This window comes from Longispora urticae, from assembly GCF_053902585.1.
The window spans coordinates 18,685-42,504 of record NZ_JAQZSH010000027.1 but is presented as its reverse complement, the minus strand read 5'-3'; the positions used below and the strand labels follow the sequence as shown (position 1 = coordinate 42,504).

The following is a 23,820-nucleotide window of genomic DNA, read 5'->3' as shown; positions in this document are numbered from 1 at the left end:
TACCCGTCAGGAGGGTCTAGGCCGCCGCGGCGGCGGGTTGGTCGGCGTAGTCCGGGGTGCGCAGCCAGTCCTTCCAGCGCGGATCGGGCGACCGGTGCCCCAGGATCCGCCAGGCAGGCCCGTGCGGGGCCGCCGGGGGCGTGGCCAGCCGCCAGCCCATCTCCGCCGGGGTGCGGGCCGCCTTGCGATGGTTGCACCGCGCGCAGGCGGCGACCACGTTCTCCCAGATATGACGACCGCCCCGACTCCGGGGCAGCACGTGGTCGATCGTCTCCGCGGGGCCGCGACAGTAGGCGCAGTGCCAGCCGTCGCGGGCGAACACGGCGCGCCGGGTCAGGCCGACGTGCGCGCGGTAGGGCACCCGGACGTGCCGGGTCAGTTTGATCACCGAGGGCACGGCGAGCAGCTCGCGCTCGGAGTGCATGAGGCCGTCGCCGTCGGTGACGCACACGGCCTTGCCGGTGAGAATGAGAATCACGGCTCTTCGTACGGAGATGACACAGAGGGGCTCATACGTCGCGTTGAGAAGTAACGCGACGGAGCGGGTAGCTGGCGGACCTTCTCCCATCTGGCACCTCCGCGTGAGAGCGTAGAGCTGCGTCTATCCTCCCCGACATTAGTGCCGAATGCACGTGTCTTTTATCGGACGGGTGGTCGAACTTTTCGGCAAACCCCGCCCGAACACCCCGGAGGCCCATGCGGTACGAAAGGCGGATGATCGATTCCGATACTCCGCCGACCTGCGCGCACGACACCTTCTGCTGGATCGTCTGGGAGAAGACCAACAACTCCTGGGTCGCCCAGAGCAGCAACTGGCTCCTGGTGAAGCCGTTGCGGATCATCGGGATCATTCTCGTCGCCCTGGTGATCCGCTGGCTGATCGGCCGGATGATCAAGCGGGTCACGACCGGCTCGATGCCGGCCATCCTCAAGCCGTTGAAGGAGAAGGCCGCGCTGCTCGAGTCCGGGCTGCTGTCGGAGCGCCGGTCGCAGCGGGCGGAGACGATCGGCTCGCTGCTCAAGTCGGCGATCGGCGCCATCATCGGCGTGGTCGCCGCGATGATGATCCTCGCGGAGCTGGGGCTGAACCTCGGGCCGGTGCTCGCCACGGTCAGCATCGCCGGCGTGGCGCTCGGCTTCGGCGCGCAGAGTCTGGTCAAGGACATCCTGTCGGGGGTGTTCATGCTCCTGGAGGACCAGTACGGCGTCGGGGACACCGTGGACCTCGGCGAGGCGAGCGGCACAGTGGAGGCCGTCGGGCTGCGGGTCACCACGATCCGGGACGTGCGCGGCGTCGTCTGGTACGTGCGCAACGGGGAGATCGTGCGGGTCGGCAACAAGAGCCAGGGCTGGGCGACGGTGGTACTCGACATCCCGGTCGGCTACGCGGGCGTGGACGAGGCCATGGAGGTGATCCGGGTCGCCGTCGAGGAGTTCGCGACCGAGGAGGAGAACGCCGCCGAGTTCCTCGAACCGCCCAAGGTCCTCGGTGTCGAGCAACTGACCATCGATGGAGCCGTGGTCCGGGTGACCGCGAAGACCTCCTCCGAGGCACAGTGGCGGATAGGCCGTGACCTGCGAGGACAGGTGACGGCGGCCCTCGACGCGGCCGGCATTTCCTCCCGGATCGGCCCCGGTCGGGCGCCCCACCGTCCGGAGTAGTCGAACAAGTTGGTTGCGGCTCGGCATCGATAAGATGTCAATGTCCGCACTCCGTGAGCCATCAGCCGTTCGGACTACCGTAATGTCGGCCAATCAGGCAAACTCTGGAACGAGTAGTAGCACCAACACCCCTGACGCGTCGCCGTAGGAAGGACCCCATCGCCCGTGTCCGACCAGCCGCGCAGCCCCGCCACTGAGTCGGAGGTGCCCGCGCGCCCGGCGACCTACCGTCAGGTGTTCGCCGAACGGGAGTTCCGCGGCATCTTCGGCGCCAGCGCGCTGTCCTGGTTCGGGGACTACGTGGCCCGCGCCGCGATCACGGCCCTGGTCTTCCAGCTCACCCACTCGCCGCTGACGTCGGCGGCGGCGTTCGCGCTGTCGTACCTGCCCTGGTTGGCCGGCGGGCCGGTGCTGGCGGCGCTCGCGGACCGGTATCCGTACCGCAGAGTCATGATCGTCTGTGACCTGGCTCGGATGGCGCTGGTCGGGATCGTGGCACTCCCCCGGACCCCGCTGTGGATGATCTTCGTCCTGCTGTTCGCGACCGCGATGCTCAGCCCGCCGTTCGAGGCGGCCCGCTCGGCGCTGCTCCCCCAGGTGCTCACCGGCGACCGGTACGTGCTGGCGATCGGCGCGCAGAGCTCGGCGCTGCAGGCCATCCAGATCCTCGGCTACGTGACCGGCGGCGTCCTCGCCGCGATCAACGCGCACATCGCGCTCGGCCTCAACGCCGCCACCTTCGGGATCTCCGCGCTCCTGCTCGCGCTCTCCGTCTCCCGGCGCAGGTCCACCGTCCCGGAGGGCACGCCCCGGCACATCCTCCGGGAGACCGGCGAGGGGATCAGCATCGTCTTCGGCCGGCCCGTGCTGCGGGCCATCGCGCTGGTGGTGCTCGCCGGGCTGACGTTCATCGCCGTCCCCGAGGGCCTCGCGGCCGGCTGGGCCGCCGAGCTCGACCCGGACGGGCGGTCCCAGGGCCTGATCATGGCGGCCGCGCCCGCCGGCCTGGCGCTCGGCGGCCTGCTGCTGCCCCGGGTGATGTCCCCGGAGACCCGGCGCCGGGCGCTGCGCCCGCTGGTGGTCCTCGCGCCCCTCGTCCTCGTGCCCGCGCTGCTCAACCCCCCGCTGCCGGTCGTCCTGGCCATGGTCGCGCTCGCGGGCTTCATGTTCGGCGGGTTCAACCCGCTGGCCAACGCGTTGTTCGTCCAGTCGCTGCCGGCCAGCCACCGGGCGCGCGCGTTCGGGGTGATGGCCGCCGGCATGCAGCTCACCCAGGGCGCGGCGCTGCTCGTGGCCGGCTCGCTGACCCAGATCACCCGGGTGCCGTACGTGATCGGGGCGTGGTGCGCGGGCGGTGCGGTCCTGATGCTGGTGGCGAGCGCCGCCTGGCCCGCCCCCGAGGTGATCAACGCCGCCATCGCCGAGACGCAGGCCGCGAACGGGGCCACGGGCAAGCTGGCAGGATAGGGGCGTGACCTCTTTCTACGACGCCGTGGGCGGCTCGGACACCTTCCGGCGGCTCGTCGACGCGTTCTACGCGGGCGTGGCGGACGACCCGCTGCTCCGGCCGCTGTATCCGGAGGAGGACCTGGGCCCCGCCGCCGACCGGTTCCGGATGTTCCTGGAGCAGTACTGGGGCGGCCCCAAGACGTACTCCGAGCAGCGCGGCCACCCCCGGCTCCGGATGCGGCACGTGCCCTTCCGGGTCGGCCCCGCCGAGCGCGACGCCTGGCTGCGGCACATGCGCGCGGCGCTCGACGGGCTGGGCCTGCCCAAGGACCAGGAGACCGAGCTCTGGGACTACATGGAGAAGGCCGCCTACTTCATGGTCAACACTTTCGACGAGGAGGAGTAGCTTTCGGGCGCTTTGGGTCGTTGATCCAATATGCGCCGCCGACTGCTGACCCTCACAGCCATCCTCGCCGCCGGGTTGTTCACCATCGCCCCCGCCCGGGCGGGATTCGTCCACCCTGATGTCGTGTCCGTCGACCCGGTCGACTGGACGCCGCACGTCCTCGACGGCGCGGTGTACGCGTTCGCGGTGCTCGGCGACACCGTCGTGGTGGGCGGCGAGTTCACGGCGGTCCAGGACGCCGACGGCCGCGACCACGGCCGGTCCAACCTGTTCGCCTTCAGCCTCGCCGACGGCCACGTGCTGCCGTTCGCCCCACAGGTGGACGGGCCGGTGCGGGCGCTGGCCCCGGGCGCGGCCGGCTCCGTCTACGCCGGCGGGGAGTTCCACCGGGTCAACGGCGTGCCTCGGCACGGCCTGGCCCAGCTCCGGGCCGACGGCGCCCTGGACACCGGCTTCCGGACGAACATCGACGACAGCGCGGGGCTGGTCCGCGCGCTGGCCAGCCGCGGCGACCGGCTGTACGTGGCCGGCGACTTCGCCACCCTCGGCGGCGTGTCCCGGCGGGCGCTGGCCCGGGTCGACACCACCACCGGCCGGGTGGACCCCGACTTCGACCTGGGGCTGGCCCGCCCGGACGGCAAGGTCTGGGTGCAGTCGATGGCGGTGAGCGAGGACGGCGGGACCCTGGTGTTCGACGGCACGTTCACCCGGGTGTCCGGACAGGAGCGGTACCAGATCGCGGTGGCCCGGACCGACGGCGCGCGCGCAGAACTGGCCCCCTGGTCGACCGACGCCGTCGCGAACACCACGTGCAGCCCCGACTACGAGACCTACCTGCGGAACATCGACGTCTCCGCCGACGGCTCGTACTTCGTCATCGTCGCCAGCGGGCACGCGGCCGGGCCGGAGCGGATGTGCAACAGCGCGTCCCGGTTCGACACCGGTGGCGGGGCGGGTCAGGAACCGGTGTGGGTCAACCACACGGGCGGGAACACGCTGCTGTCGGTGGCGGTGACGGACGCGGCCGTGTACGTCGGCGGGCACCAGCAGTGGCTGGACAACCCGTACGGCAACAAGTACCCGGGGGCCGGCGCGGTGTCCCGGCCCGGGATCGGCGCGATCGACCCCGACACCGGGCGGGCGCTGTCCTGGAACCCGACCAAGGACCGGGGCATCGGGACCGAGGCGCTCCTCCCGTTCGACGGCGGGCTGCTGGTGGGGAGTGACACTGAACACCTCGGTCGCGAGTACCACGCCCGGCTGGGGCTCTTCCCGCTCGTCCCGTGATCATCCCGCGATTTCCGGCGCATAGGTTCGCCCGATGCGTCGCACCTCTCTGCTGGCCGCGTCCCTCGCGGCCCTGACCCTCGCGGGTTGCACCACCGACCCCGGGCCCGCCCCCGTCGCCACCGCCGCCGCGTCGAAGGCCCCGGCCGTGGACTACGCCGCCTGGAACGCCGGCCGGTCCGCCCCGGTCGCCGACCCGGTGTACCCGGAGCGCGGCAACCCCCAGCTCGACGTCCTGCACTACGGCCTCGGCCTGGCCTGGGACCCGACCACCAGGACCCTGACGGGCGCCGCCACCCTGCGGATCCGCCCGCTGGCCGACCTCGCCGAGATCCGGCTCGACTTCGCCAACTACACCCTCGACGAGACGACCGTCGACGGGCAGCCGCGCGCCGGCAGTGTGGCGAAGGAGAAGTTCGCGATCCCCGCGGCGCTGACGAAGGACAAACCGGTCACGCTGGTGGTCAAGTACCACGGCACGCCGGCCACGGTGAAGATGCCGTCGCACCGGGGTGACGCGGAGGGCCTCGGACTGACGGTCACCGCCGACAACGAACTGTGGACGATGCAGGAGCCGTACGGGGCGTTCACCTGGTACCCGGCGAACGACCAGCCGTCCGACCGGGCCCTGTACGACTTCGCCGTCACCGCCCCCGAGGGCTGGTCGGCCATCGCGTCGGGCACCCCGGACAGGCAGGAGGGGAACACCTTCCGGTACACGTCCAAGGATCCGGTGGCCAGCTACCTGACCACGCTGGCGGTCGGGAGGTTCCAGAAGGAGACGGCCACCGGGCCGCACGGGTTGCCGCTGACCTACTGGTACAAGGCCGACACCGACCCGATGATCCTGTCGTACCTGCGGAAGTCACCGCAGTACATCGAGTGGCTGGAGAAGAAGTTCGGGCCGTACCCGTTCCCGAGCGGCGGCATCGTGCTCGTCGCGTCGGAGTCGGGCATGGAGACCCAGCAGATGATCACGATGGGGATCCCGAAGGTGGCCGACAGGTCGCGGCTGCCGAACGTGATGGACGGCGACCTGCTGCACGAGTACGCGCACCAGTGGTTCGGCGACGCGGTCACCACCTCCAACTGGAACGACCTGTGGCTGAACGAGGGCTGGGCGATGTACGCGCAGCTGCTCTGGGAGGACGAGCGCGACCACGTCACCGACGCGCAGCTGGAGACCTGGCTGCGCAAGCGGGACGCGGACCTGCGGGCCAAGGTCGGCCCGCCCGGGCACCCGAAGGCCGACAGCTTCGCCGAGAGCAACGTCTACCTGTGCCCGGCGGCGATGCTGCACGAGATCCACCAGGCGGTCGGGGACGAGAAGTTCTACGCGATGGCCCGGGACTGGATCGGGCAGAGCAAGGGCAGCCAGGACCGGGCGTCGTTCATCGCGTTCGTGAACAGGCACACCGGGCAGGACTTCACGGCCCTGATCACGACGTGGCTGGACTCGCCGACGACCCCGGCGTAACGGTTCCGGGGCTCCGGGGCCGGCCGGGCCGCGGGTTCGCGCTCGGACGGGCCTCGGGTTCGTGCCCGGCCGGGCCTCGGGTTCGTGCCCGGACGGCTGCGGGGTCCGTGCCCTGCAGGGCGCGGCGTCCCGCTTCGGCACCGGGGTGTGACGCTGCCGCGACCTTGCGAAAGTAGGGTCGCGGCATGCGTCGTCCATCCATCGCCATCGCCGTCAGCTCGGCGCTGCTCGCCGCCGGATGCACAGCCGTCACACCCAGCCCCGTCCGGACCGACCCGCCGCGGGTCGTCCCGACCAGCCCGGCGCCGGACTCGGCCGGCCTGTCGGCCCCGGTCGCCGACCCGATCTACCCCAACCGGGGCAATCCCGGCATCGACGTGCTGCGCTACCGCCTGGACCTCGCCTGGTCCCCCACCACCAGGACCTTGACGGGTACGGCGACCCTCACGGTCCGCGCCGTCCGCGCCCTGGACGCCGTCGCCCTCGACTTCTCCGCCGCCTACGCGCTCGACGGGATCACGCTCGACGGCGCGCCCCGCACCGGCACGCTCGCCGCCGACAAGCTCACCGTGCCCGGCACCCTGGCCGCCGACCAGCGCGCCACCCTCGTCGTGCGCTACCGGGGCACCCCGGTCACCACCCCCATGCCCTCGCACCGGGCCGACGCGGGACCCCTGGGCCTCACCATCGCGTCCGACGGCGCCCTGTGGACGATGCAGGAGCCGTACGGCGCGTTCACCTGGTACCCCGTGAACGACACGCCCTCCGACAAGGCCCTCTACGACATCGCAGTCACCGTGCCCCCGGGCTGGGCCGGCGTCGCCAGCGGCACCCCGCTGCCCGTCGAGGGCGACACGTACCGCTACACCTCCGCCGACCCCGTCGCGAGCTACCTGACCACGCTGGCCGTCGGAAAGTTCCAGAAGACGACGGGTACCGGCCCCGGCGGCCTGCCCATGACCTACTGGACCCCGCAGGGCGACGCCGAACGCCTGCCCTTCCTGCAACGGTCGCCCACCCTGATCGCCTGGCTGGAGCAACGCCTCGGCCCGTACCCGTTCCCCACCGCCGGGGTGGTCCTCGTCGAGTCCCAGTCCGGGATGGAGACCCAGCAGATGGTGACCCTGGGCGCGAAGACCCGGATCACGGCGCTGGAGGGGGTCCTGCTGCACGAGTACGCGCACCACTGGTTCGGCAACAGCGTCACGCCGACCACCTGGCAGCACGTGTGGCTGAACGAGGGCTGGGCGACGTACATCCAGCGGGTCTGGGAGGCCGAACGGGCACACACCGACATCGACGACTGGGCCCGGGACACCCGCGCCCGGGACCAGGAGCTGCGCACCCTCGCGGGGCCGCCCGGCAACCCGAAGCCGGGGAACTTCGCCGAGAGCAACGTGTACATGTGCCCGGCCCTGCTGCTGCACGAGATCCGCAAACTGGTCGGCGACGAGGCGTTCTGGGCGCTGGCCAGGGACTGGACCGGGCAGCACCGCAACTCCAACCAGGACCGGGCGTCGTTCACCGCGTTCGTGAACCAGCACACGGGGCGCGACCTGACGGCGCTGATCGACAAGTGGCTGGACTCGCCGACGACCCCGTGACCGGGGCGCGGGGCCGGCGGGAGGGGTGCTCGGACCGCCGGGCGGGGTGCGCGGGCCGGTGAGGGTGCGCGGGCCGGTGGAGACGCCACGAAGCGGCTCCCGGCGGGATGACCTGCCGGGAGCCGTCGAGGTGGGGGCGCCGTCGGGGACGCGTACCCGAAAAAGTGGTTTAGAGGACGCCCGCGTCCGAGTGCAGCCAGTCGACGTAGGTGGCGGCGACGGCGGCCGCACAGTCGATCAGCTCGTCGATCAGCTCGTCGTGCGCGCCCGCGAGGAACGGCACCTGCATCTCCGCGTAGAACGGCAGGCCGCCGCGCTCCGTCGGGTCGCCGACGTAGGCCTTCATGAAGCGGCGCGCGTGGTTCCACTCGTTGGCCGCCGCATACGCCCGCTCGGACCACTCCTGCGGGGTGGTGGCGTGCGCGCGGGCCCGCACGACGAGGATCTCGTCGTCGGGGCCCTCCAGGGTGAACAGGACCGCGTGCCGCTCCCAGAGCGCGAGGAGCGCGCCGTCGGCGTCGGTGAGGTGCCGGATCTCCTGCCGGGACAGCGAGGCTCCGATCCGCTCCATGGTGACCGGGCCGACCGCCCCTGTGCCGCGACGCTGCCGGGGCAGCTGGAGGCGGAGGCCACCCTCGGTCTCCGGCTCTTCGCGGTGCGGGTTGTCGTGACCCCAGCGCCACCACGCCATGACTCACTCCTAACATCGGGACGGTTCATGCCGCCCCGACGCTACCCGGACAAACCTGGGGCTGTCAGCCCCCGAATCTGCATGACCTTCTCCACCGTACGTATCATTTCGGACATTCGGTGGGGTCCGATCGGGCAAGTACCCGACTAGTACTTTCGGGTTGTCCCGAATGGTCCGTTCGGCCGCACCGTGATCCACCTACGCGACGGAGCGCTGGCGGACCGTGACCGCTCAGATGGTGAGAAAACTGAGTGCCGGCCGGTACCACGCCGCGCCGAACTCCCCCACGAGCCCCGTCCACCCGCCGCTGCGGCGGACCGCCACGGGGGTCTCGCCGAGGAAACCCATCCGGGTCAGCCCGAGCACCAGCCGGACCGGGATCTCGGCGGACTCGCCGTCGTCCGTGGTGACCGTGATCGCGACATGGTCGAGGAGCGCGTCGCGGACCCGGCGCTCGCCGAGGGTCGGCGGGGCGGCCTTCAGGGTCGCCGCGGCGGCCTCGGCGACCCGGCGCAGCTCGGCCGCCGGGATCTCCTCCAGGGTGCGGCCGGCGGCCAGGGGGAGGGCGCCGCGCCATTCGGTGTCGCGGAGGGGCGGGGTGCCGGAGAGGTCGGCGAGGAGCTCGTCGACGCGGTAGGTGGCGTCGACGGCGGCTCCCGGTGTGGTCCCGGGGCCTGCCGGCGTGGGGCCGGCGGGTGCGGGGCCGGCAGACGCGAGGCCGGCGGGCGCGGGCTCAGTCGACGCCGGACCGGGCTGCGCGGAGCCGGCCTGCGCGGGGCCGGTCGGGGCGGAGCCGGTCGGGGCGGGGCCGGCGATCGGCCGGGTGACCAGCACGTCGAACGGCAGCCGCGCCCACACCGCGCCCGCACTGAGCCGCACCAGGGTCGCGGGGTCGAACCGGGCGACCCGGGCACAGAACGCGCCCAGGTCGCTCACGACTCCCGCCACTTCTCCAGGAACGCCTTCTCCACGGCCGTCACCCGGCGCGGCACCTGGTGCGCCAGGTTGAACGGCACCAGCACCGTCTTCGCCCGGCTCGCCAGCTTCCCGTCGGCGAACAGCTCGTAGGCCACGACGAACGAGCTGTTGCGGATCTCCTCGATCCACGTCTCGATCCGCACCTTGGCCTCGTGCCCCACCGGCAACAGGTAGTCGATCTCGTGGCGGGCCACGACGACGCCGTCCTTGAGCTCCGGCAGCGGCACGTCCACGAAGAACATGGCGACGCGCGCCTCCTCGTACAGGGTGAGGAAGCGCGCGTTGTTCACGTGCCCGTACGCGTCCATGTCGGACCAGCGCAGCGGGCACTCGTACAGATGCCTAGTCACGCGTGAGCTTGCGGTGCGTGACCCGGTGCGGCCGGGCGGCGTCGGCCCCGAGCCGGTCGATCTTGTTCTTCTCGTACGACTCGAAGTTGCCCTCGAACCAGAACCACTTCGCCTCGTTCTCCTCGTCGCCCTCCCAGGCGAGGATGTGCGTGGCGATCCGGTCCAGGAACATCCGGTCGTGGGAGATGACCACGGCGCAGCCCGGGAACTCCAGCAGCGCGTTCTCCAGGGAGGACAGGGTCTCGACGTCCAGGTCGTTCGTCGGCTCGTCGAGCAGCAGCACGTTGCCGCCCTGCTTGAGGGTCAGCGCCAGGTTGAGCCGGTTGCGCTCGCCGCCGGAGAGGACCTTGGTCGGCTTCTGCTGGTCCGGACCCTTGAAGCCGAACGCGGCCACGTACGCCCGGGACGGCATCTCGACCTTGCCGACCATCATGTGGTCGAGCCCGTCGGACACGACCTCCCACAGCGTCTTGTCGCCGTCGAGGCCGGACCGGTTCTGGTCGACGTAGGACAGCGAGACCGTGTCGCCGACCCGCACCGAACCCGCGGTCGGCTGCTCCAGCCCGACGATCGTCTTGAACAGGGTGGTCTTACCCACACCGTTCGGGCCGATGATGCCGATGATGCCGTTGCGCGGCAGGGAGAAGCTGAGGTTCTCGATCAGGGTCCGGTCGCCGAAGCCCTTGACCAGGTCCTTCGCCTCGATCACCACGTTGCCCAGGCGCGGGCCCGGCGGGATCTGGATCTCCTCGAAGTCGAGCTTGCGGGTCTTGTCGGCCTCGTTGGCCATCTCCTCGTACCGGTCGAGCCGGGCCTTGGACTTGGTCTGGCGGGCCTTCGCGTTGGAGCGGACCCACTCGAGCTCCTCGGTGAGGCGCTTCTGCATCTTCTGGTCCTTGCGGCCGGCCGCCACGAGCCGCTGGGCCTTCTTCTCCAGGTAGGTGGAGTAGTTGCCCTCGTACGGGTACGTCCGGCCCCGGTCGAGCTCCAGGATCCAGTCGGCGAGGTGGTCGAGGAAGTACCGGTCGTGCGTGATGGCGATGACGGTGCCCGCGTAGGCGGCCAGGTGCTGCTCCAGCCACAGCACGCTCTCGGCGTCCAGGTGGTTGGTGGGCTCGTCGAGCAGCAGCAGGTCGGGGGCCTCCAGCAGCAGCTTGCACAGGGCCACCCGGCGGCGCTCACCACCGGACAGCGGGCCGACCTCGGCGTCGCCGGGCGGGCAGCGCAGCGCGTCCATGGCCTGGTCGAGCACGGAGTCGATGTCCCACGCGTTGGCGTGGTCGAGCTCCTCCTGCAGGACGCCCATCTCCTCCATCAGCTCGTCGGAGTAGTCGGTGGCCATCAGCTCGGCGATCTCGTTGAACCGGGCGAGCTTCGCCTTGGTCTCGGCGACGGCCTCCTCGATGTTCTCGAGGACCGTCTTCTCCTCGTTGAGCTTCGGCTCCTGGGCCAGCATGCCGACGGTGTAGCCCGGCATCAGCCTGGCCTCGCCGTTGCTGACCTGCTCCGTACCCGCCATGATCTTGAGCAGGGTGGACTTACCGGCTCCGTTGGGCCCGACGACACCGATCTTGGCCCCGGGCAGGAAGCTCAGCGTGACGTCGTCGAGGACGACCTTGTCACCATGCGCCTTGCGCGCCTTTTCGAGCGTGAAGATGTACTGCGCCACGGTGCCACTGCCTCCGAGAGTCATGGGTTTGCCATCAATCTTTCCACGCTCCGGATAACGGCTGCTCCCCGGCCTGAGGACTAGGACAAACCTCGCAAAGGTACTCGTGATCGGACCGTGCTACCGAACCTTGCCGACGACTAGCACAATGGGCACGTGTCCAGCCCGATGATCCCGGTCCTTCCCGGCTACTCAGACCTGCAGTTGATCGCCAACGGCAGCACGGCGTTGGTGTTCCGGGCCACCCAGTCCCGGCTCAACCGCATGGTCGCCGTCAAGGTGCTCCTCATCGACGACGTCATGACCACCCAGGCCACCGTCGACCAGGAACTGGCCACCACCGTCGCGCTGTCCAGCCAGCCGCACATCGTCAGCATCATCGACACGGGCAACACCCCGGACGGCAACCCCTACATCGTCATGGAGTACTGCGAGGGCGGCTCCTACGCGCAGATCCTCAAGCAGCGCGGCCCGCTCACCGTGCCCGAGGTGCTCGAGGTCGGCATGAAGATCGGCGAGGCCCTGCACGCGGCCCACCAGGCCGGCATCGTGCACCGCGACGTCAAGCCGCCGAACATCCTGCGCTCCCAGTTCGGGCCGGCGCTCGCCGACTTCGGCATCGCCCGGGCCCCCGACGCGCTCGCCGGCACCATGACCATGGGCAAGCTCACCCCGCACCACGCCTCCCCCGAGGCGTTCATGCTGGGCGCGCAGAGCGGCTCGTCCGACCTGTACAGCCTCGCGTCCACGATGTGGAACCTGCTCGCCGGCCGGCCGCCGTTCGCCGACCCCAACGCCAGCAACGACCCGATGGCCTTCCGGGACCGGGTGCTCAACCAGCCGGTGCCCCGGGTGCCCCGCGACGACGTCCCCGAGTGGCTGCACGAGGAGCTCACCCGGGCGATGGCCAAGAACCCGGCCGAGCGGCACACCTCGGCGATGGCGTTCGCGGAGGCGCTGCGGCGGCACTCCTACGGGATGAACGCCACGTCCTCGGCGGCCACGAACGCGTCCTCGATCGCGGTGGCGAACACCGCGGCGAGTACGGGGTTCGCGCCGCCGGCCTCGCCGTTCGCGCCGCCGCAGACCACGGGTGGGCCGGCCGCGGGGCCCGTCACCGGGCAGCCCGGGCCGCCCGTGCACGCCGGTGGGCACACCGAGTGGCCGATGTGGCCCGCTCCCGGCGAGAACACCGGCGGGCCGCCCAGGAAGACCTGGGACCCCGTCCCCGAGTGGCAGCAGCAGAACACCACCCTCGCCGGCGGAGACGTCGCCTCCCCTGCCGTCGCGCCGCACAACGACGCCCCCGAGACCGAGGGCAAGAAGACGTCCGGGCCGACCGGGTTCACCGCCGCGCCGCTGAACGCGCCGGTCGCCCCGATCTCGTCCCCGCCGGTCAGCGGGCCGCCCGGGGTGTTCCGCACGCCGAGCGCCCCCGAGACCCACGCGCCCCGGTCGCCGTTCGCCCCGCAGCCGCCGTTCGCGCCCGCGCCGTCGAGCTCACCGTCGGGTTTCGCGCCACAGCCGGCCGCCCCGACCCACCAGCCGTCCGGGTACGCCGACGCGGCGCCGTTCAGCCCCGCGCCGTTCAGCCCGGCCCCGGTCTCCGGGCAGCCCGTCTCCGCCCAGCCGTACTCGCCGCAGCCGGTGTCCGCGCCGCCCGGGACGTACCCGCCGGTGCCCGTCAGCCCGACGGTCTACCAGCAGCCGACGCCCCCGGGCTCGAACCGGCTGATCGTGGGCCTGAGCGCGGCGGCCATCGTCCTGATCGTGCTCATCGTCGGCGGCATCGTCGCCCTGAACTCCGGCGGCACCACCGACACGCCGACCCCCGACGCCACCGGCACGATCGGCGTGACCAAGCAGGGCGCGCCGACCAACGTGACGCTCAAGGACAGCCCCGACGGCAGCTCGATCGTGATCAGCTGGGTGGACAACTCGGGCGGTCGCGCGCCGACCACGATCACCAGCCACCGGGTCGGGGACACCGCGCCCGCCCTCCAGCCGGTGGTGCTGGAGGCCGGGGTCGCGACGCACGAGTTCAAGGGCGGCCTGAACGCCAACTACGACTACTGCTTCGTCGTCGCCACGGTGTACCCGGGCGCGAACATCGCCCCTGCCGGGGAGGTGTGCACCAAGCGGGCGCTGCCGAGTGCGGGCGCGTCGAAGGCCCCGACGAAGGCGCCCTCGGCCACGAGGTCACCGTCGGCCACCCGGGGCTGAGACCGGTCCAGCCGGCGGGCTGCCGGGGCGACGCGAAAGCCGGCCATGCGCGGGGCCGGCCACGCACGGGGCCGGTCAGGCACGGGGCCGGTCAGGCACGGGGCCGGTCAGGCACGGAGCCGGTCGCGCGCCGGGGACCTCAGGCGCGCGGCCCCACCGGCGTCAGCCCCGGCTCCGCCACCACCGGCCGGCTCGGCTTCCACAGCAACGGCCGGATGCTCAACGACCACGCGAGCCGGTACAGCAGCGACCGGCGGTTGCGTAGCGCCCGGGTGTACGCCTGCGACTGCTCCACCGCGAACCGCGCCTCCGCCTCCCCCACCAGGCCGGGCGCGAACCCGACCACGTTGACGAGCTCGGCGAGCTGGTCCAGCGACGGCAGCGGCGTGCCGTGCCCCGCGGACCTGCGGCGGACCGGGATCAGGGAGCCGTACAGCGCGATCTCGCTGGCGGTCAGGTGCGGCGGCGGGGTGTGCCCGGCCAGCCGGATCGCGTCGCGCACCTCCAGCCACGCGCCGAGTACCCGTTCGGGCGGGGAGCCGGACCGCAGTCTCCTGCCGCTCCGCGACCGGCGCAGCAGACCCACGACCAGCGCGCCGAACAGCATCAGGCCGAGCAGCAGCACGCCCGTGGACATCAGCAGCACCGGCGCGGTCAGGATCGGGTCCTTGGCGGTCACGAAGCCGTCCGGGGCGCCCGCGGTCGAGGCGAGCGGCGACTGGGAGACCTGGGACGGCGGCACCGAGGGCGTCTTGGTGGGCGGCGGCGGGGTGTAGTCGTCCTCGAGCGGCTTGGTGTTCTGGTCCTGGGGCATCGGGTCGAACGACACCCACCCGACCCCGGTGAAGAGCACCTCGGGCCAGGCGGTGGCGTCGGAGGCGAGGACCGGATGCTTGCCGGCCCGGCCCTTGAAGCCGACGACCACCCGGGTCGGCAGCCCCATCATCCGCCCGAGCACCGCATAGGACGCCGCGAACTGCTCCGACGTGCCCTGCCGGCCACCCTCGGCGACCGTCTTGGTGAGGAAGAACTGCAGGTTGGGCATCGCGTGCCCGCTCGCGGCGCTGGCGTTGAACTTGTAGTGCTCGGCGAGGAAGCCCTGCAGCGCGTAGGCCTTCGCGTACGCGCCCGGGTTGTTCTCCGTGATGTGGTTGGCCATGTTGACCAGGTCCGTCGGCAGGGTGGAGCCCACGCTGAGGTAGCGCGCGTACGCCTCGCCGCTCGGCACGTCGGACACGGAGAGCAGGTTCACGTCGGGCTTGGTGTACACCGACTGCACCTGGTACTTCTGCCCCGGCCCGAGCCCGTCCGTCTTGAACAGGGTGCCGCTGCGGCTGTCGAACGCGACCCGCAGGTTGTCGATCCGGTTCGGGGTGCTCACGGCCGGCACCAGGCCGCCGTCGAGCTCCGCGACCGTGTAGCTCTGCTTCACCACGCTGGACTTGCCCGTCGTGGCGGGCCCGGTGACGCTGGGCAGCACCTTGCCGGCGTTGCGGTAGTCCGCGCCGACCTTCCAGGTCACGCCGTCGTACTCGCTGAGCACGGCCAGCCGGATCGGCATGTCCCCGGGCAGCTCCGCGTCGAGCAGGTGCTGGGTGGGCTGCGCGGCCCAGCCGGAGATCCGGATCAGCGGGTTGGCGTCCAGCGCGTCCTCGCGGGGCGGGACGACGGCCGTCCGGGGGTCGTGCGGTTCCCGGTCGACGCCGCCGAACACGAGCGGACCGGCCGCGACGGCCACTGCGAGCATCGCCGCGAGCCCGGCCGCCGCGCCGCCGACGGCCCGGAGCTGGAACACCCGGTCCTTCGGGGCGGTCGGCTGGTCGCCGCCCACGACGGGGGCGGTGGTCCGCTGCCGGGCGGTCAGGGCCAGGCCCACCGCGCACACCGCCGCGTAGGTCAGGGGCTGCCACAGGGCCGGCTGCGCGTTCGGGCCGGCGAGGACCAGGGCCGCCGCGTAGGCGACGGTGGGCGGCAGCGCGCCGAACAGCAGCCGGCCGCCGCGCCCGGCGAGTTCCGCGCCGAGCAGCCCGGCGGTCCACAGCGCCACGATCGGCACGAGCACCGTGTCCGGGGCGGCCTCGACCGGCACCGCCGCCGTGAGCAGCCGGGGCATGGCGTTGCGGGCCGCGTCCAGGTACGCCGAGAGCAGCGTCGTGTCCGCGTCGGCGCGCATGGTCAGCTTGACCGCCAGCAGCGTGTACCCGCCCAGGGCCAGCATCGACACCGGCGCGACCAGCCAGCTCGGCACCGGCCGCAGCAGGGTGCTCAGCAGGATCGAGCCCGCCGCCGCGCCCAGCAGCAGCCCGAGCATGGGCCCCTCGGCGTAGACCCGCGCCCCGGCCAGGCCGGCGAGCCCGGTCAGCGCCAGGAGGATGACGACCGGGAGCGCGCCGCGCGCCAGTCTCGTCACCATCGTCCGACTCCGTCCCATGCGACTGTGAATTCCGAGGCGTCCGCCGCCGCGAGCACCAGCAGGCCGGGGGCCGCCGTGGGCGTCGCGTCGGGCGCGCCGATCAGACCGACCACGATCACCGGGTACTGGGCCCGCAGGGCCGCCACCTGGCGCACGTCCTCGACGCCGCCCGGCCCGGTCAGGAAGATCAGGGTGTCGCCCAGCCGGCCGATCCGCAGCCGGTCCGCGGCGGGGGTCAGGTCGGCCTCGGCGGCGCCCAGGGTGGCCTCGGCCAGCAGGTCCAGGAACACGTTGCGGCCCTGGGTGCCCGAGATCTCCGAGCCGCTCACGGTACGCAGCCGCACGTGCAGCCCCTCGCGCAGCGCCGCGATGACGATCGACGCGGCCGCCTCGCAGGCCTCCTCGAACGACTCCGGGGTGTGCGCGTCGGCCCGGTCGTCGAGTACGACCACCATCACGGGCAGGCTGGTGTCGGTGTGCTCGCGGACCATCAGTTCGCCGACCCGGGCGGAGGTGCGCCAGTGCACGCTGCGCAGGTCGTCGCCGACCACGTACTCGCGCAGGTTGTCGAACGTGACGTGCCCGTGCGGGACCTTGTCGACCCGGCCGTCGAGGCTGCGCGCGATGCCGGCCGGCACCGCCCGGATCGGGTGCGCCACGGGGTGCACCCAGACCCGGCCGGTGGCGCCGTAGGAGCGCGCGACCTCGGCCAGGCCCAGCGGGTCGGTCCGCACGATGCGCAGCGGTCCGACGTCGACGACGCCCCGGCGGGAGGTCGGCACCTGGTACACCGTCTGGGTCTCGTGGCCCCGGCGCAGCCGCAGCAGCGGGACGGGGATGCCCGCCGGCCCGCAGCGGTCGGTCGCGATCACGGTCATGCCCCGGAACCGGTTGTCGTTGCGGATCGTCAGGTGCACGGTGCTCGGCTCGCCCCGGGTGACCCGGTCGGGGTCGAGGTGGCGACCGACGGTCAGCGCGGCCCGCAGGCTCACGATGCCGATCGCGACGGCGAACGCGGCGAGCGCGACGACGCCGAGGACGGCCAGTTCCGGGTACCCGAAGAGGAAGCCGGACAGCAGCAGTACCGGCCCGGCGCCGACCAGCGCCCAGCCGCGGGCGGTGACCCGCATCGTCAGCGCCACCCCGGCCGTGCGGCGGTGCGGGACGTCACTGGGTGACCCCGGCCGGCTGCGGCACGGGCACGGCCTCGATGACCTCGCCCAGGACGGCGGTGGCGGTCACGCCGCGCAGCTGCGCGTCCGGGCTGAGCAGCAGGCGGTGCGCGAAGACCGCCTCGACCAGGGCCTTGATGTCCTCGGGCAGCAGGTAGGCCCGGCCGTCGGACAGCGCGAACGCCTGCGCGGCGCGGACCAGGGCGATCACGCCACGGGGGCTCACGCCGACCCGGACCTGGGCGTGCTTGCGGGTCGCGGAGGCGAGCTGGACGGAGTAGGCGTAGAGGGCGTCGGCCACGTACACCCGCTGGGCGAGGCGGGCCAGCTGGGCGACCGTGTCGGTGTCGGTGACCGGCTGGAGGTAGTCGGGAGAGCGGCCGGCGGCCCCGCCCCGGACGACCTCCATCTCGACCTCCTCGCTCGGATACCCCACGGAGAGCTTCATCAGGAACCGGTCGAGCTGCGCCTCCGGGAGCCGGTAGGTGCCGTCCATCTCGACCGGGTTCTGGGTGGCGACGACGAGGAACGGCCGCGGCACCGGGTGCCGGACGCCGTCCACCGTGACGTAGCGCTCCTCCATGACCTCCAGAAGCGCGGACTGGGTCTTCGGCGACGCCCGGTTGATCTCGTCGGCGATCACGATGTTCGCGAACACCGGGCCCGGGTGGAACTCGAACTCCCGGCTCGCCTGGTTGAAGATCGTCACGCCGGACACGTCGGAGGGCAGCAGGTCGGGGGTGAACTGGATCCGCCGCCACTTGCCGCGCACCGACGCCGCGATGGCCCTGGCCAGGGTCGTCTTGCCGACGCCCGGCACGTCCTCCAGCAGGACGTGGCCCTCGGCGAACAGCGCGGTGAGCGCCAGGCGCACCACCTCGGGCTTGCCGAGCACCACCGAGCCGACATTGTCGGCGAGGCGGGCGAACACGCTGGCGTAGCCCTGCGTCTCGGCCGGGGTCAGGGGATGGGGCGCGGTCACGTCAGTTGCTCCTTGAAGGTGGTGCGGTTGTTCTCCACCGCGCGGGGTGCTGGGCGCTCCCGCGCGGCGCGTGATCAGTTCGGCTTGGCGCCGCAGCTGGCCAGGCCGTCGCGGATGTTGCCACCCGTGCCGGACCAGACCCAGGGCAGGAAGCCCTCGCCCCTCGGCGCGTTGCGGATCTTGACCCAGACGGAACTCCTCGTCCCGCCCTGGTTCGTGATCGCCTGCCCCGAGTCGAGCTGGCAGAAGATGTTCAGCCCCGCGCCGCTGTTCATGTTGCCACGGAAGCCGGCCGACACGTTGTCGCTGTACCCGCCGTGGGTGGAGCAGCCGTTGCCGGCGCCGCCCGCCGGGTTCGGGTAGCAGGGGTCGACCCGGATCTCGACCTTCGAGCAGCTCGTACCGCCGCAGATCGAGCCGTTGACCGTGTCGGTGTTGACACTGCCGGCCCAGGTGACCTCGCCGACCGCGTTGGCCGCGTGCACGGTGAAGTTGTAGCCGGCGCCCGCGAACAGGCCGCCGACGGAGAAGCTGTTGCAGCTGCCCGACTTGGCGGTCGCGCCGTTCGGGCCGCTGAAGTCGATCCGGCAGGAGGCCGCCGCGCCGCCGTCGTTCACGGAGAACGAGACGCTCGCCGAGCTGATGTTGCCGGTCACGGCGCCGCCGGTGATCGCGGGGCGCTTGATCGTGGTCGCGGTGTCGGTGGCGTTGGGGCCGTCGCCGGCCTCGTTGACCGCGTGCACGGTCACCCGGACGACCTCGCCCTCGCCGAAGCCGGCCAGGTCGGTCGACGTGCTCGTGACGTTCTTGGAGTCGCCGTTGGCCGTCACCACGTACCTGTCGATCTTCCGGCCGTTGGCCACGGCCGCCGTCCAGCTCACCTTGACGGCGCCGGCCTTGGCGGTGTCCGTGGCCGCGTTGAGGTTCGTCACGGCGGCCGGCTTGTTGAACGGCGTGACCGTGTTGCTCTGCGCCGACTCCTTGCTGGCCCCGCCCACGTCGTTCAGCGCGACGACCTTGAAGCTGTACTGCGTGCCGTACTTCAGCTTCTTGTCCGGCACGGTCAGCTCGGTGCCGGGCGCCTTGCCGAGGTCCACGGTGGCGCCTCCCGCCGCGTACCCCGTCACCTGGTACTGCACGATCTTGTGGCCCTGGCCGTTCGCCGCGGGCCACGTCACCTTGACCGTGCCGTCCTTGTTCTCCTGGGCGGTCACGCTGGCCGGCGGGTCCGGGGTCTGCGAGGACGGGGTCACCGGGTTCGACGCGCGCTTCGCGCCCGCCCCGATGCCGTTCACCGCGTGCACCTGGAACGTGTAGGTCGTGCCGTTGGTGAGCCCGGTGACCGTGGTGGTCTGCTGGCTGCCGCCGACCTCGATCGGCTTGGGGCCGCCCTCGATCACGTACTTCACGATCGGGGACAGGTTCTCCTTCGCGGGGCCCCAGCTGACCCGGGCCTCGGCGTTGCCGGCGAGCGCGCTCACGGTGGCCGGCGCGCCGGGCTTCTCGGGAACCGGCACGGGCGGTGGCGGCGGCGGTGGCGGCGGAGGCGGGGGCGGCGGCGGGTCGCCGCCGGGCACGGTGTTCGGGAACTTCGGCACCGTGGTCGGCTTGTGCTTGTCGTCGATGACGGTGGCCTCGCCGCCCGACGGCGGGTTGATGAACAGGTGGCCCTCGCGGACGTCGAGGTCGACGCCGCCGCCACCGGACTTGATCGCGAGCCGGTCGACCTGGTTGCCGTCGCCGTCGAGCACGTAGATCAGGTCGCCGAGCTTGTCGGCCACGTAGAACCAGCCGGCCCACGCGACGGCGGGCTCCAGGGCGCGGCCCTGGTCGGCCTTGACCTCGAACTCGCGGACCGTGCCGGAGCGGACCACGTAGATGTGCCGGTCGTCGGAGACCGTGACCGGGATGTCGTTGCCGCTGGTGCGGTCGGACACCGCGCCCGGGCCGCGCATCGGGATCTTGATGGTGCGGACGATGTCGTCGCGGATCGTGACCAGCGCGGCGGCGGTCTGGTCGAGGACGGCGACCCCCTTGTCCAGGACGGACAGTGAGATGTCGTGCCGGGGGTCGGTGGCCGCGACGGTGCGCTCCACGGTCGGGTCGGAGCCCTTCTTCGCGGACCGCACCGAGACGACCGTGCCCTCGCTGGGCACCGCGAGCCACAGCCGGCCGTCCACGTCGAAGCCGCCGCTGCGCAGCCCGACCGGGAAGCGCAGGGGCTGGCCGTTGGGGTTGAGGGTCAGCGGGTCGACCTGGCGCACCGCGCCCTGGACGCTGTCGATGACGAACGCGACGTCGCCGTGCAGCGCGAGGGTGATCCCGACGCCGACGGGCGCGTCCATCGTGGCCGTCACCTGGAGCGTGGTCAGGTCCAGCGAGCTGATCTTGCCGGTCTCCAGATCACGGATGATCAGGTAGCGGTCGCTCTGCGTGACCTGGACATTGTGGCCCTCGGAGTCCTTGACCTTGGTACGGGTGTCGACGGTGCCCTTGACGCCGTTGACCCGGCCGAGCTCGCCCTTCTTGACACTCCACACCCAGGAGCTGGCGTCGTAGACGGCCACGGCCTTGTCCGCGATGCCCAGACCGAGCACCGTCAGGGCCACGGCGGCCAGCATGGCCACCGTCACCGTCAGGGTGACCACCACCCCTGACCTACGGTTCTTTCCCTTTGTGCGCGTCATGCCCCCGCGGCCCTCCGTCACCATCTCGGCCCCGAACCGTCGTCATCATAAGTCCTCCGTCAAGGTCATCGACGGGACGCGATGTGACGCCTTTCATCAGGCATTCCATCCCGGACCGGGACCTCGACGGAGGACAGTGCGACGCACCGTGACGGTGAACTAACAGCCAGGTAGGGGGCCCGTCGAGTTGATGTCATAACCATTCAGGTTGAACCACGCAAAGGGGGTGTAAGCCTGCGTACCGCCGAAGTTTATCCGGATCCACTTGTTGGTCTTGTTCTTCGGCTGGTTGTAGACGTACGGCTCCAGCTCCTGGCCGGTTGTGACGCAGATCGCATCGTAGGTCTGGCCGTTGGTGGCCCGGCCCGAGCCGACCTTTCCGCTGTTCAGCGAGGTGCCACTGCGGACGGCCATCGCGTTCGCCGGGTCATTGCACCAGGTGTGCTGGGCCGGATCGCCGCTCGACGTGTTGTTCTTGCACACCGCCACGCCCTGGACCGTCTTCGTCCGCTGGCCGCCCGAACCCTCGTTGCTCGATCCGGCCACATTGGTGGCGACCACCGTGAACGAGTAGTCGGTGGACGGGTTCAGCCCGCCGACCGTGAGCTTGGCCGCGCCGGAACACGCCGCCGAGGCGCTCTTGCCGCCGACCGTCAGGGTGCAGGTGGGGGTGCCGCCGCCCGCCCCGACGTTCACGTCGACGCTGACCTCGGTGACCGTCGCGGAGTTCCCGGTGACCGTCATCGTCGGCTTGGTGACCGTGGTGGCGGAGGCGGTGGCCGCCTTGCCCGCGCCGGCCTTGTTCACCGCCGTCACCGAGACGCTCACCGTCTTGCCGTCGCCGAGGCCGGTCAGGGTCACCGAGGTCTCGGCGGCGCCGACGTCCTGGGCCTTGCCGTTGGCCGTCACCACGTACTTCTCCAGCGCCCGGCCGTTCTCCGCCGGCCGCGCCCAGTTGACCGTGACCGCGCCCGCCTGGTTCGGCGCGGTCTGCGCGGTGAGGTTCTTCGGGGCGTCCGGCTTCGTGTACGGCGTGACCGAGGCGCTCACCGGGGACGGCTTGCTGCCCGCGCCGATGTCGTTGACGGCCACCACGGAGAACGCGTACTGCGTGCCGTAGTCGAGCTTCTTGTCCGGCACCACGAGCTCCGGGGTGCCCGACTCGCCGGCCGCGACGTCGCCCTTGGCGCTGACCGCCGTCACCGTGTACTTCACGATCTTGTGGCCCTGGCCGTTCGCCGCCGGCCAGGTCACCTTGACCGTGCCGTCGGGGTTCTCGGTGGCGGTCACCGACGCGGGCGGGTCGGGGACGTCGCGGGTCGGGGTGACCGGCGGCGCGGCCCGCTTGGGACCGGGGCCCTTGGCGTTCACGGCGTGCACCTGGAACGTGTAGGCGGTGCCGTTGGTCAGGTTGGGCACGGTGACCGTGCGCTGGGTGGCGCCGACCTCGAGGGGCTTGGGGTCGGGGCCGCCGGTGACCACGTACTTCGTGATGCCCAGGCCGTTGTCCGCCGCCGGGGTCCAGTTGACCGTGGCCGTGGCGTTGCCGGCGACCGCGGTGACCGCCCCGGGGGCGCTCGGCGGGCCGGTGGGCGGCGTCGGCGGCTTCTCCTCGGGCTTCTTCACCGGCGGCGGCGGGTCGCCCCCGGTGACCTGGCCCGGGTACTTGTTGACCGGGGTGGCCTTGTGCTTCTCGTCCACGACCTGCGCCCCGGAGCCGGCGGGCGCGTTGATGAACAACCGGCCCTCGCGCACGTCGAGGTCGACGGGGCCGCCGCCGGTGTCGAGCTTGATCCGGTCGACGAGGGCGCCCTCGCCGTTGATGACGTAGACCCGCTGGCCGAGGGTGTCGGCGACGTAGAACCAGCCGGCCCAGGCGACGGCGGGCTGCAGGGCGGTGCCCTGGTCGGGCACCGCGAAGTCGCGGACCTTGTCCTGGTGGACGACGTAGACGTGCCGGTCGTCGGCGACCGTGACCGGGACCTCGGAGCCCGAGGTGCGGTCGGGGACGGCGGCCGGCTTGTCCAGGGGCAGCGGGATCCGCCGGACGAGGTCGCCGGAGATGGTGACCAGCGCGGCGGCGGTCTGGTCGAGGACGGCGACGCCCTTGTCCAGGACCGAGAGGAAGATGTCGTGCCGGGGTTCGGCGGCCGGGACGGTCCTCGCGACCGTCGCGTCGGCGCCCTTGGTGCCGGAGTGCACGGCGACGACGGTGCCCTCGCTGGGCACGGCCAGCCACAGCCGGCCCTCCTGGTCGAAGCCGCCGCTGCGCAGGCCGGGCGGGAAGCGGAGCGGCTGGCCGACCGGGGTGAGGGTGAGCGGGTCGATCTGGCGCACGGCGCCCTGGGCGCCGTCGATCAGGAACGCGACGTCCTTGTTCAGCTCGATGCTGACCCCGGTGCCGGGGGCGGTCTCGGTCGTGGCGGACACCTGGAGCGTCGTCAGGTCCAGCGAGCTGACCTTGCCGGTGGTGAGGTCGCGGACGATCAGGTACCGGTCGTTCTGGGTGATCTGGACGTCGTGGCCCTGGGAGTCCTTGACCTTGTGCCGGGTGTCGACGGCGGCGGTCCGGCCGTTGATCCGGCCCAGCTCGCCGGACTTGGCGCTCCACACCCAGGAGCTGGAGTCGAAGACCGCGACGGCCTTGTCCGCGATGCCGAGGCCGAACACCGTCAGCGCCACCGCGGCCAGCAGGCCCACCGTCACGGCCAGGGTGACGACCACCCCGGACTTCCGTGTCTTGACCGCCATGCCCCGTCAACCTCCGTGG

17 protein-coding genes are annotated in these 23,820 nt (G+C 71.9%); 7 read left to right on the top strand and 10 right to left on the bottom strand.

Annotation, left to right across the window (positions count from 1 at the left end; all coding sequences use genetic code 11):
- Positions 1-16: 16 nt before the first annotated feature.
- Complete coding sequence (locus PT931_RS16480; protein ID WP_456246621.1) at positions 17-568, bottom strand: HNH endonuclease; 552 nt, start codon at positions 566-568, stop codon at positions 17-19.
- Between the two features lie 146 nt (positions 569-714).
- Between PT931_RS16480 and PT931_RS16475 the strand changes: the two genes are divergently transcribed.
- From PT931_RS16475 to PT931_RS16450, 6 genes are all read left to right on the top strand, one after another.
- Positions 715-1,662 (top strand): mechanosensitive ion channel family protein, encoded by a 948-nt coding sequence (locus PT931_RS16475; protein ID WP_456246620.1) that lies wholly within the window; start codon positions 715-717, stop codon positions 1,660-1,662.
- Positions 1,663-1,827: 165 nt separating this feature from the next.
- Positions 1,828-3,129: an MFS transporter gene (locus PT931_RS16470; protein WP_456246619.1), complete on the top strand. Its 1,302-nt coding sequence runs from the start codon at positions 1,828-1,830 to the stop codon at positions 3,127-3,129.
- Positions 3,130-3,133: 4 nt separating this feature from the next.
- The gene (locus PT931_RS16465) at positions 3,134-3,517 is read left to right on the top strand and encodes a globin (protein ID WP_363728112.1); all 384 of its coding nucleotides are present in this window, start codon (positions 3,134-3,136) and stop codon (positions 3,515-3,517) included.
- A 30-nt stretch (positions 3,518-3,547) separates the two neighbouring features.
- Complete coding sequence (locus PT931_RS16460; RefSeq protein WP_456246618.1) at positions 3,548-4,804, top strand: delta-60 repeat domain-containing protein; 1,257 nt, start codon at positions 3,548-3,550, stop codon at positions 4,802-4,804.
- A 34-nt stretch (positions 4,805-4,838) separates the two neighbouring features.
- Positions 4,839-6,281: a M1 family metallopeptidase gene (locus PT931_RS16455; protein ID WP_456246617.1), complete on the top strand. Its 1,443-nt coding sequence runs from the start codon at positions 4,839-4,841 to the stop codon at positions 6,279-6,281.
- 185 nt (positions 6,282-6,466) lie between these two features.
- Positions 6,467-7,885 (top strand): M1 family metallopeptidase, encoded by a 1,419-nt coding sequence (locus PT931_RS16450; protein ID WP_456246616.1) that lies wholly within the window; start codon positions 6,467-6,469, stop codon positions 7,883-7,885.
- A gap of 169 nt (positions 7,886-8,054) precedes the next feature.
- On the opposite strand, the gene PT931_RS16445 is transcribed toward PT931_RS16450, so the two are convergent.
- The 4 genes from PT931_RS16445 to ettA form a co-directional block, all read right to left on the bottom strand.
- Positions 8,055-8,576 (bottom strand): YbjN domain-containing protein, encoded by a 522-nt coding sequence (locus PT931_RS16445; protein ID WP_456246615.1) that lies wholly within the window; start codon positions 8,574-8,576, stop codon positions 8,055-8,057.
- Between the two features lie 231 nt (positions 8,577-8,807).
- The gene (locus PT931_RS16440) at positions 8,808-9,512 is read right to left on the bottom strand and encodes a hypothetical protein (protein ID WP_456246614.1); all 705 of its coding nucleotides are present in this window, start codon (positions 9,510-9,512) and stop codon (positions 8,808-8,810) included.
- The gene (locus PT931_RS16435; RefSeq protein ID WP_363728106.1) at positions 9,509-9,904 is read right to left on the bottom strand and encodes an acyl-CoA thioesterase; all 396 of its coding nucleotides are present in this window, start codon (positions 9,902-9,904) and stop codon (positions 9,509-9,511) included. The genes PT931_RS16440 and PT931_RS16435 overlap by 4 nt, the downstream gene beginning before the upstream one ends.
- The gene (ettA, locus tag PT931_RS16430) at positions 9,897-11,573 is read right to left on the bottom strand and encodes an energy-dependent translational throttle protein EttA (RefSeq protein WP_456246613.1); all 1,677 of its coding nucleotides are present in this window, start codon (positions 11,571-11,573) and stop codon (positions 9,897-9,899) included. Before ettA ends, PT931_RS16435 begins: the two co-directional genes overlap by 8 nt.
- 156 nt (positions 11,574-11,729) lie before the next feature.
- On the opposite strand from ettA, the gene PT931_RS16425 reads away from it, so the two are divergent.
- On the top strand, positions 11,730-13,796 hold the full coding sequence (locus PT931_RS16425) for a protein kinase domain-containing protein (protein ID WP_456246612.1): 2,067 nt from the start codon (positions 11,730-11,732) through the stop codon (positions 13,794-13,796).
- A 139-nt stretch (positions 13,797-13,935) separates the two neighbouring features.
- On the opposite strand, the gene PT931_RS16420 is transcribed toward PT931_RS16425, so the two are convergent.
- The 5 genes from PT931_RS16420 to PT931_RS16400 form a co-directional block, all read right to left on the bottom strand.
- A complete protein-coding gene (locus tag PT931_RS16420) occupies positions 13,936-16,209 on the bottom strand; it encodes a DUF3488 and transglutaminase-like domain-containing protein (protein WP_456246611.1) in 2,274 nt (757 codons plus the stop codon).
- Positions 16,203-17,339 (bottom strand): DUF58 domain-containing protein, encoded by a 1,137-nt coding sequence (locus tag PT931_RS16415; protein ID WP_456246610.1) that lies wholly within the window; start codon positions 17,337-17,339, stop codon positions 16,203-16,205. The genes PT931_RS16420 and PT931_RS16415 overlap by 7 nt, the downstream gene beginning before the upstream one ends.
- 37 nt (positions 17,340-17,376) lie before the next feature.
- Entirely contained in the window at positions 17,377-18,363 is a 987-nt protein-coding gene (locus PT931_RS16410; protein WP_456246609.1) for an AAA family ATPase, read from the bottom strand.
- A 74-nt stretch (positions 18,364-18,437) separates the two neighbouring features.
- Positions 18,438-21,014, bottom strand: coding sequence for a fibronectin type III domain-containing protein (locus tag PT931_RS16405; protein ID WP_456246608.1), 2,577 nt, complete (start codon positions 21,012-21,014; stop codon positions 18,438-18,440).
- Positions 21,015-21,209: 195 nt separating this feature from the next.
- Positions 21,210-23,801, bottom strand: a complete 2,592-nt coding sequence (locus PT931_RS16400; protein WP_456246607.1) for a fibronectin type III domain-containing protein — start codon at positions 23,799-23,801, stop codon at positions 21,210-21,212.
- Positions 23,802-23,820 lie beyond the last annotated feature (19 nt).

Bases quoted from the DNA above. Each gene is read 5' to 3' on its own strand.
- PT931_RS16480 (WP_456246621.1), bottom strand. From the start codon at position 568: ATGGGAGAAGGTCCGCCAGCTACCCGCTCCGTCGCGTTACTTCTCAAC.
- PT931_RS16475 (WP_456246620.1), top strand. From the start codon at position 715: ATGATCGATTCCGATACTCCGCCGACCTGCGCGCACGACACCTTCTGC.
- PT931_RS16420 (WP_456246611.1), bottom strand. From the start codon at position 16,209: ATGGTGACGAGACTGGCGCGCGGCGCGCTCCCGGTCGTCATCCTCCTG.
- PT931_RS16415 (WP_456246610.1), bottom strand. From the start codon at position 17,339: ATGCGGGTCACCGCCCGCGGCTGGGCGCTGGTCGGCGCCGGGCCGGTA.
- PT931_RS16450 (WP_456246616.1), top strand. From the start codon at position 6,467: ATGCGTCGTCCATCCATCGCCATCGCCGTCAGCTCGGCGCTGCTCGCC.
- PT931_RS16460 (WP_456246618.1), top strand. From the start codon at position 3,548: ATGCGCCGCCGACTGCTGACCCTCACAGCCATCCTCGCCGCCGGGTTG.
- PT931_RS16455 (WP_456246617.1), top strand. From the start codon at position 4,839: ATGCGTCGCACCTCTCTGCTGGCCGCGTCCCTCGCGGCCCTGACCCTC.
- PT931_RS16445 (WP_456246615.1), bottom strand. From the start codon at position 8,576: ATGGCGTGGTGGCGCTGGGGTCACGACAACCCGCACCGCGAAGAGCCG.
- PT931_RS16400 (WP_456246607.1), bottom strand. From the start codon at position 23,801: ATGGCGGTCAAGACACGGAAGTCCGGGGTGGTCGTCACCCTGGCCGTG.